We start from the raw sequence: 17084 nt of genomic DNA, 5'->3' as shown, positions 1-17084 counted from the left end.
CGTGCGGTCTCAGCCGATACCCCTGGCGCATACCGGCGTCATCCGATGTATACCCAGGGGGGTATCGACTACTATAGCCCGCATACCCCCCGAGGTATTCCGGAGATGGCGCGGTTCGGTCCCGGCCCCGACAGACAGGACGACACGAGATGTTGAACAAGGCGAGGTTCGAATCTGCCGCGATGAGGTCGCCATGATGGCGTTGACCGTCGCCTTGGCCGTGTTGGTCGGGGTCGCGCTGGGGCTGCTGGGCGGGGGCGGCGCGATCCTGACCGTCCCGCTGCTGGCCTATGTCGGGGGCCTGGACGCCACGCGGGCGATCGCAAGTTCGCTTCTGGTGATCGCGGTCACCAGCGCGGTCGGCGCGATCGCCCATGTGCGGGCCGGGCGGGTGCGGTGGGGCGTCGCGCTGCCGTTCGGCGCGGCGGCCATGACCGGGGCAGTGGGCGGCGGTCTGCTAGCCCGCTTCATTCCCGGGACCGCGCTGCTGATTGCATTCGCGGTGATCATGCTCGCCGCCGGGGGTGCGATGCTGCGCGGCCGCAGCAACACCCATGCGTGCGACGCGGTCCGGCGCGTGCCCATGGTAAAGATGGCCGTGCTGGGTGTTGCCGTCGGCGCGGTCAGCGGGCTGGTCGGCGCGGGTGGCGGCTTCCTGTTGGTGCCTGCGCTGGCCGTGCTGACCGGGCTCCCGATGCCCGCCGCGGTCGGCACCTCCCTGGTGGTGATCGCGATGCAATCGTTCGCCGGTCTGACGGGGCATCTGGCCAGCGGACAGGTCGACTGGCCAGTGGCCGCTGTGGTCACCGCCGCCGCCGTTGTGGGCGCTCTGATCGGCGCACGCTTTACCGGCGCGGTCGATCCCGATGCGTTGCGCACGCTCTTCGGCTGGTTCGTTCTGGTGATGGCGTCGGTGCTCCTCGCGCAGGAGACAACCCTGGCTGTCGGTGCCGCGTCTGCAGCCCTGATCATGATCGGCGTCGGCACTTATGTCACCTGCCGTCGAACCGCCTACTGTCCCCTGCGGCGGCTCATCCCTCGCGTGCACCCAGCCGCCGCGGCCTGACCAGGCGAAGGCACCGGGAAGAATACCCCCACGGGTAATGTTGACCTGCTCGAAACCGCAGAAGGGAAACCGCGATGGTTGGCGACGAAGACAGCATTGCCGCCGTATTGAATCGGCTGCGGCGCGCTCAAGGACAGCTCGCCGGTGTGATCTCGATGATCGAGCAGGGACGCGAGTGCAAAGACGTCGTCACCCAACTCGCCGCCGTCTCACGCGCCCTGGACCGGGCGGGTTTCAAGATCGTCGCGACCGGTCTGCGCGAATGCATCACCGGAGACAGCACCGAGGGTGTCGAGCCGATGACCGAAGCCGAACTGGAGAAGTTGTTCCTCGCGCTAGCATGACCGGTCGCTGTCGGCGGAATGATGCTGAACGCCTCCGGTACAAGCTGTCGTGTGGTGCTCGCTCGAATTCCGCATCACGGGGTTCAGCGGACAACCCGCAAATTTGAGTTTGCCTCGCTTGCGAGAGGTTAGCCGGACGCCATCACCATGAAAGTCACGAAATCGAACAGCAGCGCTCTGCCCGCGCCGGCCGTCGCTATCGCCGTAGCGTTGACGGCCGGGACGCTGGGCGTGGGCTATTGGGCCCTGGGGCTGGCGACCATGCTCATCTTCACCGCCGGGTTCGTCGGAGGCTTACTCCTATGGCTGGTGCGGCCGGATGGCGGCACCTGGGCCGACATTCGCGCGCCATATTGGATGGCGTTGACATTGTTTGTGATTCACCGCGTCGAAGAAAAGCAGATGGAATTCTTCGCGTTCCTGGCGGAGGTCACAGGGGTGCCCACTCCCGCGGTGACGTCAGTTCCCGTGGTCTTGCTGGTCGTCGTATCGGCTGGCGCCTGGCTGCTGGTGCCAGTCCTCATGCAGCGCCGGCGGCCAATCGGCCGCTATCTCGCATGGACGTTCTTTGCCTCGATGGGCCTGACCGAGTTGGCGCACTTCCTGGTGTTTCCGTGGCTCGATCCCACCGGCGCCGGCTACGTGCCCGGAATGTGGAGCGTGATCGCGCTCGCTCCAGCCGCCTGGTGGGGAATGTGGCGTCTCGCTCGAGCGCCATCCATCACCTAAGGCGACCGTGCAAACGGTAACGCACGGCGCTGCTGCTTCATCGTCGGTTAGCTGTGCGCCAGCGGGCACGCCGCAGTTCTACGGTGTCGCTACGTATATAGTCACAGGAGAGATGCATATTTTCACGTCCGTTCCGATGCGCCGCTACGGTGCGCGGCCGCCCACGCAGAACGGACGCTCTGTGACAGAAGGACGTACTTAGATGGCACCCATCACACGTATTCTGCTGACCGCGTTTGCAGTCATCACCGTGATCATCGGGGCCGGCGTTTACCTCTCGGTCCAGAAAAAGGACACGCCCGCCGCAGCGCAGGCCGGAGGCGGCGAGGTAGGTCAACTGGTCCGGGACAACAGCCGCCGCCTCAACAACGCCCCGGACAGCGATGTCACCCTTGTCGAGTTTCTCGACTTCGAATGCGAGGCGTGCCGCGCAGCATTCCCGATGGTCGAGCAGGCGCGATCCGAGTACGGGGACCGTGTCAACTTCGTCATCCGCTACTTCCCCATTCCGTCTCACTTCAACGCCGAGCGAGCAGCACGTGCGGTCGAGTCAGCCGCCCAGCAGGGGAAGTTCGAGCCGATTTACAAGAAGATGTATGAAACCCAGAGCCAATGGGGTGAACAGCGGACTCCGGCCGACTCCACCTTTCGCGGCTTCGCCACCGAACTGGGACTGGACATGGCCGCGTTCGACGCCGCCTACAACGATCCCGCCACGCTTGACCGTATCAACGTGGACGTCGCCGACGGCCAGGCCCTCGGCGTCCAGGGCACCCCGACTTTCTTCCTCAACGGAAACGAAATGGAATTCAGAAGCTACGAAGACCTGTCGGCCGCTGTGGAGAAAGCCTTGAAGGAGTAGACGCAGAGGGACCGGCTGGTATGCCTCCGTTGTGCGCGTACGTGGCCACCTTCACGCGTCAACGGCCGGCGCATGTGCGTTATCCCTCGCCAGGTGACCGATGCGCTTTGCGGCCACGATTGCGATGACCGCCAACATCGCCAAAACGCCACTAACTGAGACGATTACACCGCCCATTCTCTGGTCGCTCAGAAGGTTCGTATGCCAGTTCAGCCTCAACGAACGGTAGAAGTCGCCACCAAGGACAGCCTGCATCCGCACCACCACAATGCCTGCGACCACGAACTGGGACAGCGTGAACAACGTCATTGTGACTCGACGCTGCGTGGACATCGGCCCTGGCGTTGGCCCCGCGCCGCTGACGGCAACGAAGAACAGCGTGCCACTGAACAGGAAAAAGCCGATCGTCGCCATGTGCGCGGCATGGTCGCTCATTGCGACGTCGTAGACGCCAGGAATGCATAAGCCGTAGACGCCCACCATGAGTATCGCCAGCGCCGTCCACGGTTGGGTGAGTAGGCGCGTCATCGGTGCGGCCACGACGCTTTGAACCCATTCGCGTGGGCCGGGGGCAGAATTCGGCTCAGCTGCTCTCAGCGCCTTGAGTGCCAGCGTCACAGGCGCGCCCTGGACGAGCAGCGCCGGCACCGCGATGGTGAGCAGCAATTGGACGATGGCGTGCATGCTGTACATCGCCGCCATGTACATGCCCAGTCCCGACGAGGTAGCGAATAGCATTGTGACGCAACCGATCACCCACGATACGGCGCGCCGCTTCGACCACGGCTCGCCACGGCGGGCCAGCCGGTACACCCCAGCGAGGTAGATGCTTGCCATGACGACCGCTGCTGTACCGAAGATGAGGTCGAATCGCCAATCGGTAAACACTGCAGCAATCGTTGGCGACTCGGGAAGGTCGAATCCGAGCGCAACCTCAGCTGGCGAGGGCTCGCTTCTCGTCGGAGGCGGCGGAGTGCGACCAAGCCCGACCGCGACTCCGACCGCGATGCCGAACAGGGCAGCCTCGCCGAGCGCGAGCCGCAGGAGCGGTCGACGTGCAGTCGGATCATGCTGCAGCGCAACGATTGCCGAACGCCGTTGGCGCCAGCCAAGAACACCGAGACTAACAAGCACTGCTACCTTCGCCAAGACCAGACGGCCATAGGTACTGGTCCAGAGGTTCGTCAGGTCGATCCGCACCGCGGCATTGATGACCCCACTGGCAGCCATCGCGACGAAGCATCCAAGCGCCAGTCGCGAGAATCGTCGAGCGGCGAGGTCGGTGTGACTGCCACCGCGCAGCGCGTGTACAACCAGCGCGAGCAGTCCACCGGCCCACAACGACCCGGCAACCAGATGGATGAGCAGGCTGTTGGTCGCAATACCGTGTGAACCGCCCGTGGAAGAGTGCCCCGTCACGGCGACCGGCACCAAAGTCACCAGCCCCCCGATCAATAGGCCAGGTGTCCACGACCACCGCAACACCGTCAGACTCGCCACGGCGACGACTGCGGCCAGGATGGAGGTGGTGCGCCACGCCGCAGTCGTTTCGATAAGGCCGGCCGCCGACCAAACCTCCAGCGGTGTCAGGTCCGTCAACGGCACTCCCGACACATCGGAGACGGTCAGCCCCACCAATAGCGCAGCGCACATCGCCCACACCACACAAGCGACCGCGCCGACCCGCACCGCGCGGTACCCATCAACGTCGAGCACTCCACCGGTTTGTGGCGGCACGAGGAAGGCGGCGAACAAGAAGTGCCCGATCGTCACTATCGCAGCGATCTCACCGGCGCCGCGCAGGAAGGGCAGCCCGTAGGCAGTGATCGGCCCAGGATCTCTGAGTCCTGTTACCTCAAGCGCGTCGTCCAACATGAGGGCGCCGATCGCGCCGGCGGTCACGCCCGCCACCAATGCGACACCGAGCAACACCGGCCACACCACCCGGCGACGCCCGCCGGCAACGGAAGTCGCCGTCACGTTTTGCGCTCCGTCAGCGCAGAAGGCCGCTCACGCACCGTCATATCGGAAGTGTGGTGTTGCTGACGAAGACATCGCGCACCCACGTCACCACCTCATTCCACAATCCGGTCAGCAAGGCGATGCCGACGACGACGAGGAGCACGCCACCAAAAATCTGAATTCGCCGCGTGTTTCGACGAAGCCAGCCCAACGCCTTAACTGCGCGCCCGGATGCGATTGCCAACAGCACAAACGGGACGCCCAGCCCGAGACAGTAGGCGACTACAAGCAAAACGCCACGAAACACAGTTGGCCCCTCGGTGGCAGAGGCCACTGCTATGACGCCCGTAAGCGTCGGACCCAAACAAGGAGTCCAGCCGAGCCCGAAGACCGCCCCAAGCAGCGGTGCACCCCCGAGCGTTGACAACGACTTCGGCGCCAAACGTGCTTCCCGTTGCAGTGCAGGGATGACACCCATAAACACCAGACCCATCAAGATCGTGATGACCCCACCAAGGCGTTGCAACCACAACCCGTTACTGATCACCGTCGACGTCAGGCCCAGGATCGCGACAGAACCCATAAGGAACACCGCCGTGAAGCCAGCCACGAACAAACCCGCGGCGCCGGCGACCCGCAAGTGCGCACTGAGTTGCCGCTGGGCACGTGCCTCGTCGTCGACGCCGACAATGGCCGCCAAATAGGACAGATACCCGGGCACGAGCGGAACGACGCACGGCGATGCAAATGACACCAGCCCCGCCAGCACCGAGACAAGCACGGCCAACAGCACATGTCCAGACGTCGCGATCTCCGTGAAGCTAGTCACGGCGTTTCAGCCTCTTCACATCCACCTGTCCTGAACTCCCACATCTACTACGTAGGTCAGCAGTCACGCTGCCGTATGCGCTGCTCCATCATCTACTATGCAACTACGTAGCAACTCGGCGGCCGTCGACGTCCTCTAACGCATTGACGGCGACCAGTGGATGGGAGAAGACCTGTATGCGGTGTCCGCCGCTAACGCCAGTCGTCGCGATATTGACATCGTTCTTCGCGGCGATGACGCTCCTGGCCGCGCCGTCAGCCTCCGCCCAACCACCACCAGTACCCGTGCCTACGCCCGGCGACCCTATGGGGATCCCAGTACCGACGTCGTCGAACCCTTTCGTGCCGTCCCTTGGGTCGGCGCCGGCGACTGCAGACCCACCCGCCGGCCAGAATCCGGCACCGTACCTCGGCCCGCCAGTATTCGCGCCACCCACGTTCAACCCGGTGAACGGCTCAACCGTTGGCGTCGCCAAACCCATCATCATCAACTTTCAACGGCCGATCGCCGACCGGCCTCTAGCCGAACAAGCCGTCCACGTCTCGTCGAATCCTCCGGTTCCCGGGAAGTTCTACTGGATGAGCGCTACCCAGCTCAGGTGGCGCCCGATCGACTTCTGGCCCGCCAACACCACTGTCACGATTGACGCGGGAGGCACGAAGTCGAGCTTTCGCACCGGTGATTCGTTGGTGGCGACCATCGACAACGCGACCCTTCAGATGGAGGTGATGCGAAACGGTGTACTCGAGAAGACAATTCCGGTGTCTCTAGGGAAGCCGGGCTATGACACGCCCAACGGCACCTACTATGTGCTCGAGAAGTTCGCCGACATGGTGATGGACTCCTCGACCTACGGCGTGCCCATCGATTCCGCCGAGGGCTACAAGCTCAAAGTCAAAGATGCGGTGCGCATCAACAACGCGGGCATCTTCGTTCACGGCGCACCCTGGTCGGTGGCGGACCAAGGCAAACGCAACGTCAGCCACGGCTGCCCCAACCTCAGTCCAGCCAACGCCCAATGGTTCTACGACACGTTTGGCAGCGGCGACCCGGTCGTGGTCAAGAACTCCGTCGGCGTGTACGACGAGAACGACGGTGCGCAGGACTGGCAGATCTGATACGCGCACAACGGGTCCCGCATCTCCCGACCCGGTGGCCGCCCTCCTCGTTGCCCCGGAGGCTAGGTGGTGTCACCGTCGATGCGCTGGGCGAATTGCTGCATGCAGACGGTCGAACAGAACCGGTACGACGTGCCCGCATGCGTGATCGTCAATTCTGGGGCGCCCGTCGCGACGTGCATCCGGCAAACAGGATCCACATGCTCTTGGTGATGAGTACCGATGTCGAGAGCAAATGCACCAATAGGGGATCCGACGTTGCGCAGCGTCAGTGATCCCAACGCGGTCATCGCCGCGAGATCGGCTGCCGGAAGCGCCGACGCGACACCTTCATTGACGACGATTTGCCCGGCCTGCGCGAGGCTAGCGAGCCTCGCCGCGGTGTTGACCGTCGAACCGAAGACGTCTCCGTTCCGCTTCACCACGGGGCCAGCGGCGATGCCTGCCCGCAACATCGGAAAGCCCTGGACGCGACTGATCTCGGCGGTGAGCCGTCGGAGGAAAGTCACTGCCGTAGTCGGATTCTCACACACCACCAGCACCGCATCGCCGATGGTCTTGATGAGTTTGTCGCCGGGGCCGAGAACCCGGATGACTGAGGCGGTGAATGTTTCTGCCAGCTGTGCAGCGCTGTGATCGCCGTGGGTTTCGGTGAACGCGGTGAAGCCAGACATGTCGACGAAGACGACGGCTGCTTCGACATCGGCGTGCTCGAAGTTCGCTGCTGCACTCAACATCATCACGGATCCTGTAGGAGCCTCGCGTCCGCCGTAACGCTCGGTTCTGGGGCTCTCACGGGTTCCATCCGCATCCCTAAGAGCCGAAGTGCATTGGCGACCACGATCAGTGTCGAGCCCTCGTGAATGAGCACGGCGGGACCGATGCCCAATCCGAGGATCGTCGCCGGAATGAGAAGCGCGACGATGCCGAGACTCGCCCACAGATTCTGCTTGATGATCCGTGAGGAGCGGCGACTCAGGCTCACGGCGAACGGCAACGCTCGCAGATCGTCGGCCATCAGCGCGACGTCAGCGGTTTCCAAGGCAACGTCGGAACCGGCCGCACCCATCGCGATGCCTACGCTTGCGGCCGCCATTGCGGGCGCGTCGTTGACGCCGTCTCCCACCATGCCCACGCGTCCGTGACGCTTACGCAGAGCAGCGATCTCAGCCACCTTGTCCTCGGGCATCAGGTCGCCGCGGGCGTAGGCAACACCGACTTCGCCGGCGACGGCGTCGGCCACCCGCTGGTTGTCTCCGGACAGCATCACGGTCTTTGAAACCCCGATCTCGGCGAGACGGGCGATGACCGCCGACGCTTCTGCGCGAGGAACGTCCATCAGTCCGATCGCACCCAGCCAACGCTCGCCTGCGCGGACGAGCATCGTGGTGCGGCCGGCCTGTTCGAGACGCTCCACCTCGCCGGCCAAACAGGCTGGCGGTCGCTCGTTGGCGCCGGTGAACATTTCGGTCTTGCCGATGCGGACGTCTACCCCTTCGACGGACGCCACGATGCCGCGGCCTGTGAGAGCTCGAACGTCCGTCGCGCGGGGTACTGCCGCGCCCGCGAGGCGCTCGCGGCCGTCGCGGACGATGGCACGGGCCAGCGGATGATCGCTCTGCTCCTCAACGGCGACGGCGACGGTAACCAGCTCCGCCTCATTGCTGTCCGTGCTGGCAACGACCTCGGCGATCTTGGGCCTGCCCTCGGTGAGGGTGCCGGTCTTGTCGAAAGCCAGCACATCCACCCGGCCCAACTCTTCGAGCGCGGCTCCGCCTTTCATCAGGATTCCGGCTCTGGCCGCTCGCGCCACCGCCGACAAAACCGCACTGGGCGTGGCGATCGCCAGCGCACACGGACTGGCAGCCACCAGCACGGCGAGTGCGCGGTACACGGTGGCAGTGAACGGTTCATCGACCACGAAACCGGCGAACAGCAGCAGGACGACTCCGATGAGGATCGTCGGCACGAAAATCCGCTGAAACCGGTCGGTGAACCGCTGGGTGGATGTCGTCTTGGTCTGCGCCTCGGCCACCAACCGGACGACTCGGGCCAGAGTGGAGTCACCGGCGAGCCGAGTCACCTGGATCTCGATGGCGCCGGCGCCGTTGATCGTGCCGGCGAACACCCGCGATGCCGCGTCAATGAGGTCGGGCGACGCGGCGGCTGCCGCCACATCCGGAACCGGATACTTATCGACGGGAACGCTTTCCCCGGTCACGGGGGCCTGATCAACGCTAGTGGCGCCAGCCACGACGAAGCCGTCGGCCGCAAGCCGCATGTTGGGTCGCACGACGACGATATCCCCAACGCGCAGGTCGCCCACCGGCACTTCCACAGTGTCGCCCGTGCCGCCGCGGCGGACCAGGGCCGTCTTCGGAGCGAGCTCGGCGAGCGCTTCGATTGCCCGGCGGGCTCGCCCCATCGCATAGCCCTCCAGCGCGTGGCCGACGCTGAACAAGAACAGCAGAAGCGCGCCTTCGGCGACTTCACCGAGCGCCGCCGCACCGGCGGCCGACACCAGCATCAGGAAGTCGATCTCGAACCGACCCTGACGAACGCTGGCGAAGGCTTCCTGCACGGTGAAGAACGCACCGAAGAAAAAGGCCAGGGAGTAGACCACCAACTCCGCGGAACGCGGTGTGTCGGCGAAGGACGCTAGCAACCAACCCACCAGAAGAAGCGTTCCCGCCAGGCCCGCGAAGATCAGCTCGGTGCGCTCGCCAAAGATTCCGCCGTGCTCATGCTGGTGCCCGGTGTGCTCCCCTTCCTTTGCACCGTGGTCCACCGCATGGTCCGTCTCAGCGACAGTCGAAGGTGTCGTGTCTGGTCCAGCGACGGCGGCGATCACGTCTACCAATTCCTGGGCCGTGACCGAAGATCGTTCGAACTCCACTTCGAGTGAGGTCGTCGTAGCGGTTGCGGCGACGACGCCGGGCACCCTGGTTAACCTGTCGACCAGTGCCGTCCTCGTCGATGCGTCATCCTCTGCGGTTCCGGTCAGCAACCAGCGCAGATGGCCGTAATGCGAACTGATGGTTTCGGCGACCTGCCAAGCGCGTCGTTGCACATCGACTGCCGTCGCCGCGGCAGCGTCGTAGTGCACGCACAGGCGCGGCGTGAGCGTCCCGCCGTCGACGACGTGAACTTCGTCAATCAGCGGAGTCGCTGCCAAATCGCGCGTCAGACGGTCCGCGCAGCGGTCGTCACTGCCCGGCAAGAGGTCCGCCAGGTCCAGCGCCAATGTCTCGTTCGCATGGAGACGATCAGCATCGCGGTTCATATCGCACTGGTCGCGACGTGTCATACATGCGACTATACGCATGTATGCATGTACCGAGTCAATACCTACGTTTAATCGTTCGGTGCGGGTTCAGTGCGTCGCCCGACGCCCCGCCCCGGCCCGACCGCGCTTAATCAGGTACGGACATGTTCATCGTCAAGCCGCGTCACGTCCCCGTCGTCTGGCCCATGGGCGCGCCCGACGTGCGCCTCGGCGCGCATCCGGTCGACCATATGCGGATAGTGCAGCTCGAAAGCCGGTCGTTCCGAACGGATACGCGGCAGCTCGGTGAAGTTGTGCCGCGGCGGCGGACAACTTGTGGCCCATTCCAGTGAGTTGCCGTAGCCCCACGGGTCGTCGACAGTGACCGGCTCGCCGTAGCGCCAGCTCTTGAACACGTTCCACACGAACGGAAGCGTCGAGACTCCCAGGATGAACGCACCGATCGTGGAGATGACATTCAGGGTGGTGAAGCCGTCGGTGGGTAGGTAGTCGGCGTAGCGGCGCGGCATGCCTTCGTTCCCGAGCCAGTGCTGCACCAGGAAGGTGGTGTGGAATCCGATGAACGTCAGCCAGAAGTGCAGCTTTCCCAATCGCTCATCCAACAGGCGGCCCGTCATCTTCGGGAACCAGAAGTAGATGCCCGCGTAGGTCGCGAACACGATCGTGCCGAAGAGCACGTAGTGGAAGTGCGCGACGACAAAGTAGCTGTCAGTGACTTGGAAGTCGAGCGGGGGGCTGGCCAGCAGCACACCCGACAGACCACCGAGCAGGAAGGTGACGAGGAAGCCGACCGAGAAGAGCATCGGTGTTTCGAATGTCAACTGCCCCTTCCACATCGTGCCTATCCAGTTGAAAAACTTGATACCGGTGGGCACCGCGATGAGGAACGTCATGAACGAAAAGAACGGTAGGAGAACGGCACCCGTTGCGTACATGTGGTGCGCCCACACCGCGACCGACAGCGCGGCGATCGAGAGCGTCGCGTAGATCAGCGTGGTATAGCCAAAGATTGGCTTTCGGCTGAAGACAGGGAAGATTTCGGACACGATGCCGAAGAACGGCAACGCGATGATGTACACCTCGGGGTGGCCGAAGAACCAAAACAAGTGCTGCCACAACAACACGCCGCCGTTGGCCGGGTCGTAAACGTGAGCGCCCAGATGGCGGTCGGCGGCCAACGCGAAGAGTGCGGCCGTCAAGATCGGAAACGCGACCAGCACGAGGATCGACGTCACCAGGATGTTCCAGGTAAAGATCGGCATCCGGAACATCGTCATACCAGGCGCGCGCATACACACCACCGTGGTGATCATGTTGACCGCGCCCAGGATGGTGCCCAACCCGCCGACGATCAGGCCCATGATCCACAAATCCGCGCCGGCGCCCGGGCTACTGATGGCATTCGACAACGGCGTGTAGGCCGTCCAACCGAAATCAGCGGCGCCGCCCGGCGTGATGAAGCCGCCCATCGCGATCAGCGCACCGAACAAGAACAACCAGAACGAGAATGCATTGAGCCGCGGAAAGGCGACGTCGGGCGCACCGATCTGCAGCGGCAAAACCAGGTTGGCGAACCCGAACACGATCGGCGTTGCGTAGAACAGCAACATCACCGTGCCATGCATGGTGAACAGCTGGTTGTACTGCTCGTTGCTGAGGAACTGCAGCCCCGGTATCGCCAGCTCGGTCCGGATGAATAACGCCATCAACCCGCCAGCGAAAAAGAACACGAAGCACGTGACGACGTACATCATGCCGATCAGCTTGTGATCAGTGGTCGTCACCAGCTTGTAGATCAAGGTGCCTTTGGGTCCCATGCGGGCCGGGAAGGGACGGCGTGCCTCGAGTTCTCCGACAGGCGGCGCTTCGGCGACCAACGAATTCTCCCGCTACTAGTTCGACGACAAGATGTGCAATCTACGGACTAAATCAGTAGATTGTTCTACTGAGCAATCTAGTACTAATCGGTGTAGTTGAACACTCCGACCACCGGTAGGCCTCATCACCCGGCACGACGGGTGTCCCGCTGGGGCGGGTGCCGAGTACTCGCACCCGCTCCGGCCCTCCCGCACACCGACCGACGCTATGCCGAGATCTAGTTTGCTAAACACTTATTTACTACGTACGTACGTGTATCTCATACGGCAGGCTGCTCAAAGCGATAGCTGGTCACGGCGCCACGCGTGGTTGACACACGCGGAGCCGAAGTAGACGGGCGCACGGAAAGCGGCAATCGTAGGCTTGCCGAATCGCGAGCGTTCGGTTAGCGTCTCGCCAACTGATAACGAACCGGTAACGGTAAGGAACGTCTCGATTGGTGGCACACCGCCGGACCGCGCGGCCCAACGCGCCACGCAGATACCTGTGGGACGCTGAAGCCACTGAGATCATCCCTGTCAATGAGTTCAGCCCGGCGGCCGATTTAACGGTCAATCGCGGTCCTTTCGCCACCGACGTCGAGGTACTGACCGCACCCGAGCTCGACGATCTGAACGACCTGACCGACGAGTGGCCACTACTTCTACTTGCGCCTACGCGTACGTCGCGATCTCCTCGCCCCGCCTCCACTGGCCCTGCACGTGTATACGTTCAACAAACTGGCCAACGTGCAACGTCGGCCGGTGCGCACCGTCGGATACCCGCGACACAGCGGAAACGGCCTGAGGGCGCTGGGTCAGTGCACGGCCGGCTCGTCGTTGCGGGTGTTGCTGCTGGGGCCATAGCCGCTGGGGCCAATGCGATGGTGGAAGCGTCGGAAGTTCCGGCCAACCCGACTTTGATCGCGGACGCCACAACAGCGCAAGGCGATTCCGTACCGGACGCGGCGGGAGTGCAGATCGTCCAAGTAGCCAACAGTTTCGACTCCGCAGTCCACCGAGAAGAACTGGTTCGCGGAGCGGCATTCGCCCAAGAGCGTGCCCAGCGAGAGGCGCGAATGCGACGCCCGCAGTTCGTCTTCCCGGCCCGTGGCATTTTGACTTCGGGATTCGGAACACGGTGGGGTTCCCTGCACGCGGGACTCGACATCGCCAACGCCGTCGGCACGCCGATCTATGCCGCCTCGGATGGCGAGGTGGTCGCTTCCGGGCCGACACCCGGTTACGGCATGTGGGTCAAGATCCGCGCCTCGGATGGCACGGTGACGCTCTACGGTCATATCGACACTGCGACGGTTCAAGAAGGCGACCGTGTCTTGGCTGGTGATCAAATTGCCACCATGGGCAACCGTGGCAATTCGACAGGTCCGCATCTGCATTTTGAGGTCCACCGCAACGGATCAGACAAGATTGACCCGATGGCGTGGTTGCAGGAGCGCGGGGTGCCCCGCCAGTAGCAGGTGATTCCGCAACTGACTAGGTCTACCAGACCACAATTCAGCGTCAGATGCTGCGGACACCGTAAGCTACCTACTGACTAATTCAGGAGGTTCGTTCATGGCGCGGGTGCGTGGCTTCGGAGAGCTCGAGGCGGCGATCATGGATCGCCTCTGGAATCGCGATCCCGAGACCGACACCACGGTTAGGGAGATATTCGACGAGTTGAGCATCGAACGTCACATCGCATACACCACGGTGATGTCGACGATGGACAATCTGCATGGCAAGGGCTGGCTGTCGCGGAAACGCGACGGTAAGGCCTACCGATACCGACCGACGCTGACTCGAGAAGAGCACAGCGCCCGTCTGATGCTCGAGGCCCTGAGCGGCGGAGGCCGATCGGAGGCGGTCCTCAGTCATTTCGTGGCGCAAATCGACGCGGAGGAATCGGCGGACTTGCGCGCTGCGCTGCGGCGCGTTGCCCGTAAGTCTGGTCGGCGATGACCGTCACGGCGGCATTGCTGCTCTACGTCGTGGCAGTCCTATCGATCGGGCCGAAGCTTTTGGCCCGGATCACAGCCGATGGCGGGGCTCCACGCCTGGCGATATCAGCTTGGCTCACGGCCGTCGTTACCGTGCTCGGCTGCTCGATTGCTGCTATCGCTCTGCTACTCATCGAGGCCGCCGGGCACTGGGACAGCCCTGACGCGTTACTCGTGTCCTGTCTGGAGCGTCTCCATGCAATTCTCGTCGGGCACGCGGGGGGGCCGGCCCGAATAGTGGCAACAGCCGCAGTGGCCATCGCTGCCGGGAGTCTGCTGGCAGTTTGCGTTCGAGTCGGCCGCGCTTTGAGTCGCATGCGCAGGCACACCTTCGCGCACGCAGACGCCGTGCGCCTGGTCGGTAGTTCAGACGGCAGCGACGTCGTGTACATCGAGGCATCCGAGCGTGCGGCGTACTGCGTGGCGGGCCGTCCACCGGCGATCGTCGTAACCACGGCTGCTCTCGCTGCACTCGATGAAGCGCAACTGGCGGCCGTCATCGCCCATGAGCGTGCTCACCTCCACGGGCGCCATGCCTACGTCGTCGCCGCGATGCGCGGACTGACCACCGCGCTGCCCAAGATCGGGCTCTTCACAACCGCAGCCACGCACATCAGTTCTCTGCTGGAGATGTGTGCCGATGACGCCGCCGCGCGGCGACACGGTCGTCAGCCGCTGCTGGCGGGTCTGTTGACCCTTTCAGGCGCCCACACGCCGGCCCACGGTTTGGCTGCCGCCGGTGTCGCCGTGCTCGCGCGTGCCGAGCGGTTATCGGATCCACCCAATGGATTCGCACGAGTACAAACCCACCTCACGCTCAGTGGTGCGGTCGCGGCGATGGCCGCTACCCCGGTGGCTATCGTCGCGTTATCACTATCGGGTGTATTGATCTGCTTCGCGTGACCCGCTAGCGCACTCGACTCGGTCCATCGCTATTCTGCGCAGCGCACCTCGAATGCTCTGCTGCCCAGCAGCCTTGGGGTCGAGGATGTGAACATCACGGAGGACGCTTCAGTCTGCGCGTCTAAACGTACGAAAGCGCAGCCGCAATGGCGCGGTCAGCGGACGTCGGTTCGGCCATGAGCAAGGCCACCACCGCTAACCCGAAGGCCAGCAACAGGGCAGCCACAATCCATCGGCGAGTCAGCCGTTCCCTCTGTAGCGCTCGGCGCTGTCGGTTCCAGCTCCATCGCGGCCCACCGCAGGACACGGCCAGTGCGCTCTTCACGGCACCAATCTACTATGTCACTACGTATGTGACCATCTCTTCATCGGTCACCCGATACGAGGTGTGGTGATGGCCTTCGGACAACGCGGCCCCCGAACGCTTTCGTCATATCTGCGTGAAGCACCTGATGCACTGCGTACGCTCGAACTGACACCGCGTATAGGTGGCAAATTCCGCCGGCTATCCGTCGCATTCGGAATCCTGATCACGATTATTGTAGCGGGATGTGTTGAGACAGAGGGTGTTTCGTCGCAACGTTCTTCAAGTACCTCGGTTGTCACCGCCGAAGAAGCACACACCCGGTTCGATGTCTTATTCGCACGCGACATCATCGACCACAGCGCACAAGCTATTGCGTTGAGCAACCTGGCTATGGTCAAGGACGGTCTTGTACCCGAAATCGTCGCCATCGCAAGCCGAATCACGGCCGACAGCTCCCGGCGCACCGATGAGCTGCAGGCGCTTCTCCTGGCCTGGGGATTTGCCCCGATGAGCGCCAGCTCAGCTCCTCCGGCGGGCGCACAAAACCTTCCGGTTCAGCCAGGCGAACACCCCCTCGCCACCGAAGTCGATTTCCGCCGCCTTCGCGACGCGGCCGGAGCACATGCGGCGGAGGTGTATCTCGAATTGATGATCAGGCAGCACCAGTTCACGATGTCTGCCGCGCGTGACCAACTTCAATCAGGGTCGCACCCCGCAGCGATGGCCATTGCCCGATTGCTCGTCGAAAGTCAGCAGGCCGAGACCTCTGTCATGGAGGCGCTGCAACGCTGAACGCTGCGCAGCGAGGTGCACCACGACCGGATGTACTCCCAGGCGTTGTCGACATCCCCCGTCAGTTGTGCTCGTTCGCAACGCCTTCCGCCCCGGTGGGTCGCGGCGGCCGTTGATGCAGTCCGCGCAGAAATGCGTTGTATGCGGCCAGTTCGGCGTCGCCGCGTTCGACGTCGGCTTCCCTCTTCGCCGACTCCGACTCCTCGTCACGACGCCAGCGGATGGCGAAGATCAAGGTGGTCAATAGGGCAACAGGTTCGCCGTATGACCATGCCAAGGCGCCGGCGACCGCCTGATCGGCGACCGGGTCGACGTTCCAATTCGCCGGCGGCTGCGCGAATGTGTCGGTCAGCGCGCGTGGTGCCATCATCAGAATTACGCCGATGAAGACGTGCAGCGGCATCTCGACGAAGATATCGAAGAAGCGACCTAGATTGCTCTGCCGGACCGGCAGCGGACCAGTCGACAAGATCGGCAGGATGAACAGCAGCCCGCTGGCGAGGAAGAACACTTGCAGTGCGACGTGGCCGGCGACGCTGGCCGCCGCCGCGTCGAACAGGTCGGACAGATAAAGGCCGTAGTAGCTCAGAAGAAACACCGGAATGGTGAAGCCGGGGTGCAAGACGATTCGGCTCGCGCGGCAACGTAATGCCCCCAACGCAGCGATCAAGACGTAGCGTCCAACGCCACGGTGTGGTGTCGACCTGAGCAACAGCCGGCCAGGTGCGCCCAACACCAGCAGCGGCGGGACGAGTATCGATAGCGTCAGGTGCTGAAACATGAAGGCACTGAACAACCGATAGCCATAGCTGTCGATGGCCAGACCCGTCACCGCCGCCAAGGCGATGCACCCAGCCAGGAAACTCGCAGTTCGCATCCACGTCCATTGCCGGCCGTGCGACCTGACGATTCGAACGGCCAACAGATACCACACCGCCAAGCCGACCGCCACCATGGGAAGAAGCGGAACCGGCGGCGGCAGCCAGCCAAGCATCGCCGATACCGACGGTGGCGACGCAGGAAGTGC

Annotated in this window: 15 protein-coding genes; 9 read left to right on the top strand and 6 right to left on the bottom strand. The window is 63.5% G+C overall.

Annotated elements, in window-relative coordinates; translation table 11 throughout:
- The first annotated feature begins 193 nt into the window (after positions 1-193).
- From ACIA48_RS01940 to ACIA48_RS01925, 4 genes are all read left to right on the top strand, one after another.
- Positions 194-1066 (top strand): sulfite exporter TauE/SafE family protein, encoded by an 873-nt coding sequence (locus tag ACIA48_RS01940; RefSeq protein ID WP_059088535.1) that lies wholly within the window; start codon positions 194-196, stop codon positions 1064-1066.
- A gap of 74 nt (positions 1067-1140) precedes the next feature.
- A complete protein-coding gene (locus ACIA48_RS01935) occupies positions 1141-1410 on the top strand; it encodes a metal-sensitive transcriptional regulator (protein WP_066811056.1) in 270 nt (89 codons plus the stop codon).
- Positions 1411-1557: 147 nt separating this feature from the next.
- Positions 1558-2139, top strand: coding sequence for a hypothetical protein (locus ACIA48_RS01930; RefSeq protein ID WP_173839578.1), 582 nt, complete (start codon positions 1558-1560; stop codon positions 2137-2139).
- A gap of 202 nt (positions 2140-2341) precedes the next feature.
- Positions 2342-3001: a DsbA family protein gene (locus ACIA48_RS01925; protein ID WP_396727099.1), complete on the top strand. Its 660-nt coding sequence runs from the start codon at positions 2342-2344 to the stop codon at positions 2999-3001.
- 51 nt (positions 3002-3052) lie between these two features.
- On the opposite strand, the gene ACIA48_RS01920 is transcribed toward ACIA48_RS01925, so the two are convergent.
- Both ACIA48_RS01920 and ACIA48_RS01915 read right to left on the bottom strand, forming a co-directional pair.
- Positions 3053-4981, bottom strand: a complete 1929-nt coding sequence (locus tag ACIA48_RS01920) for a cytochrome c oxidase assembly protein (protein ID WP_396727097.1) — start codon at positions 4979-4981, stop codon at positions 3053-3055.
- A gap of 40 nt (positions 4982-5021) precedes the next feature.
- A complete protein-coding gene (locus tag ACIA48_RS01915) occupies positions 5022-5792 on the bottom strand; it encodes a cytochrome c biogenesis CcdA family protein (RefSeq protein WP_396727095.1) in 771 nt (256 codons plus the stop codon).
- 176 nt (positions 5793-5968) lie between these two features.
- Between ACIA48_RS01915 and ACIA48_RS01910 the strand changes: the two genes are divergently transcribed.
- Complete coding sequence (locus ACIA48_RS01910) at positions 5969-6910, top strand: Ig-like domain-containing protein (RefSeq protein ID WP_396727093.1); 942 nt, start codon at positions 5969-5971, stop codon at positions 6908-6910.
- A gap of 62 nt (positions 6911-6972) precedes the next feature.
- Here ACIA48_RS01910 and ACIA48_RS01905 read toward each other — a convergent pair whose 3' ends face one another.
- The 3 genes from ACIA48_RS01905 to ctaD all read right to left on the bottom strand — a co-directional run bounded on the left by ACIA48_RS01905 (position 6973) and on the right by ctaD (position 12073).
- A complete protein-coding gene (locus ACIA48_RS01905) occupies positions 6973-7650 on the bottom strand; it encodes an adenylate/guanylate cyclase domain-containing protein (RefSeq protein ID WP_396727091.1) in 678 nt (225 codons plus the stop codon).
- Positions 7650-10217, bottom strand: a complete 2568-nt coding sequence (locus ACIA48_RS01900) for a heavy metal translocating P-type ATPase (protein ID WP_396727089.1) — start codon at positions 10215-10217, stop codon at positions 7650-7652. The genes ACIA48_RS01905 and ACIA48_RS01900 overlap by 1 nt, the downstream gene beginning before the upstream one ends.
- 110 nt (positions 10218-10327) lie before the next feature.
- On the bottom strand, positions 10328-12073 hold the full coding sequence (gene ctaD / locus ACIA48_RS01895) for a cytochrome c oxidase subunit I (protein ID WP_396727087.1): 1746 nt from the start codon (positions 12071-12073) through the stop codon (positions 10328-10330).
- A gap of 863 nt (positions 12074-12936) precedes the next feature.
- On the opposite strand from ctaD, the gene ACIA48_RS01890 reads away from it, so the two are divergent.
- From ACIA48_RS01890 to ACIA48_RS01875, 4 genes are all read left to right on the top strand, one after another.
- On the top strand, positions 12937-13530 hold the full coding sequence (locus tag ACIA48_RS01890) for a M23 family metallopeptidase (protein WP_396727085.1): 594 nt from the start codon (positions 12937-12939) through the stop codon (positions 13528-13530).
- 100 nt (positions 13531-13630) lie between these two features.
- Positions 13631-14017, top strand: coding sequence for a BlaI/MecI/CopY family transcriptional regulator (locus ACIA48_RS01885; protein ID WP_066811077.1), 387 nt, complete (start codon positions 13631-13633; stop codon positions 14015-14017).
- Positions 14014-14958: a M56 family metallopeptidase gene (locus ACIA48_RS01880; protein WP_396727083.1), complete on the top strand. Its 945-nt coding sequence runs from the start codon at positions 14014-14016 to the stop codon at positions 14956-14958. The genes ACIA48_RS01885 and ACIA48_RS01880 overlap by 4 nt, the downstream gene beginning before the upstream one ends.
- 394 nt (positions 14959-15352) lie before the next feature.
- A complete protein-coding gene (locus ACIA48_RS01875; RefSeq protein ID WP_396727081.1) occupies positions 15353-16057 on the top strand; it encodes a DUF305 domain-containing protein in 705 nt (234 codons plus the stop codon).
- Between the two features lie 61 nt (positions 16058-16118).
- On the opposite strand, the gene ACIA48_RS01870 is transcribed toward ACIA48_RS01875, so the two are convergent.
- Positions 16119-17051 carry a cytochrome c oxidase assembly protein gene (locus ACIA48_RS01870; protein WP_396728444.1) on the bottom strand — a complete coding sequence of 311 codons (933 nt, stop codon included), beginning with the start codon at positions 17049-17051 and terminating at the stop codon, positions 16119-16121.
- Positions 17052-17084 lie beyond the last annotated feature (33 nt).

The organism is Mycobacterium sp. NPDC051804 (assembly GCF_044452905.1).
GTDB lineage: Bacteria > Actinomycetota > Actinomycetes > Mycobacteriales > Mycobacteriaceae > Mycobacterium.
This window is presented reverse-complemented; position numbering and strand designations above follow the sequence as displayed.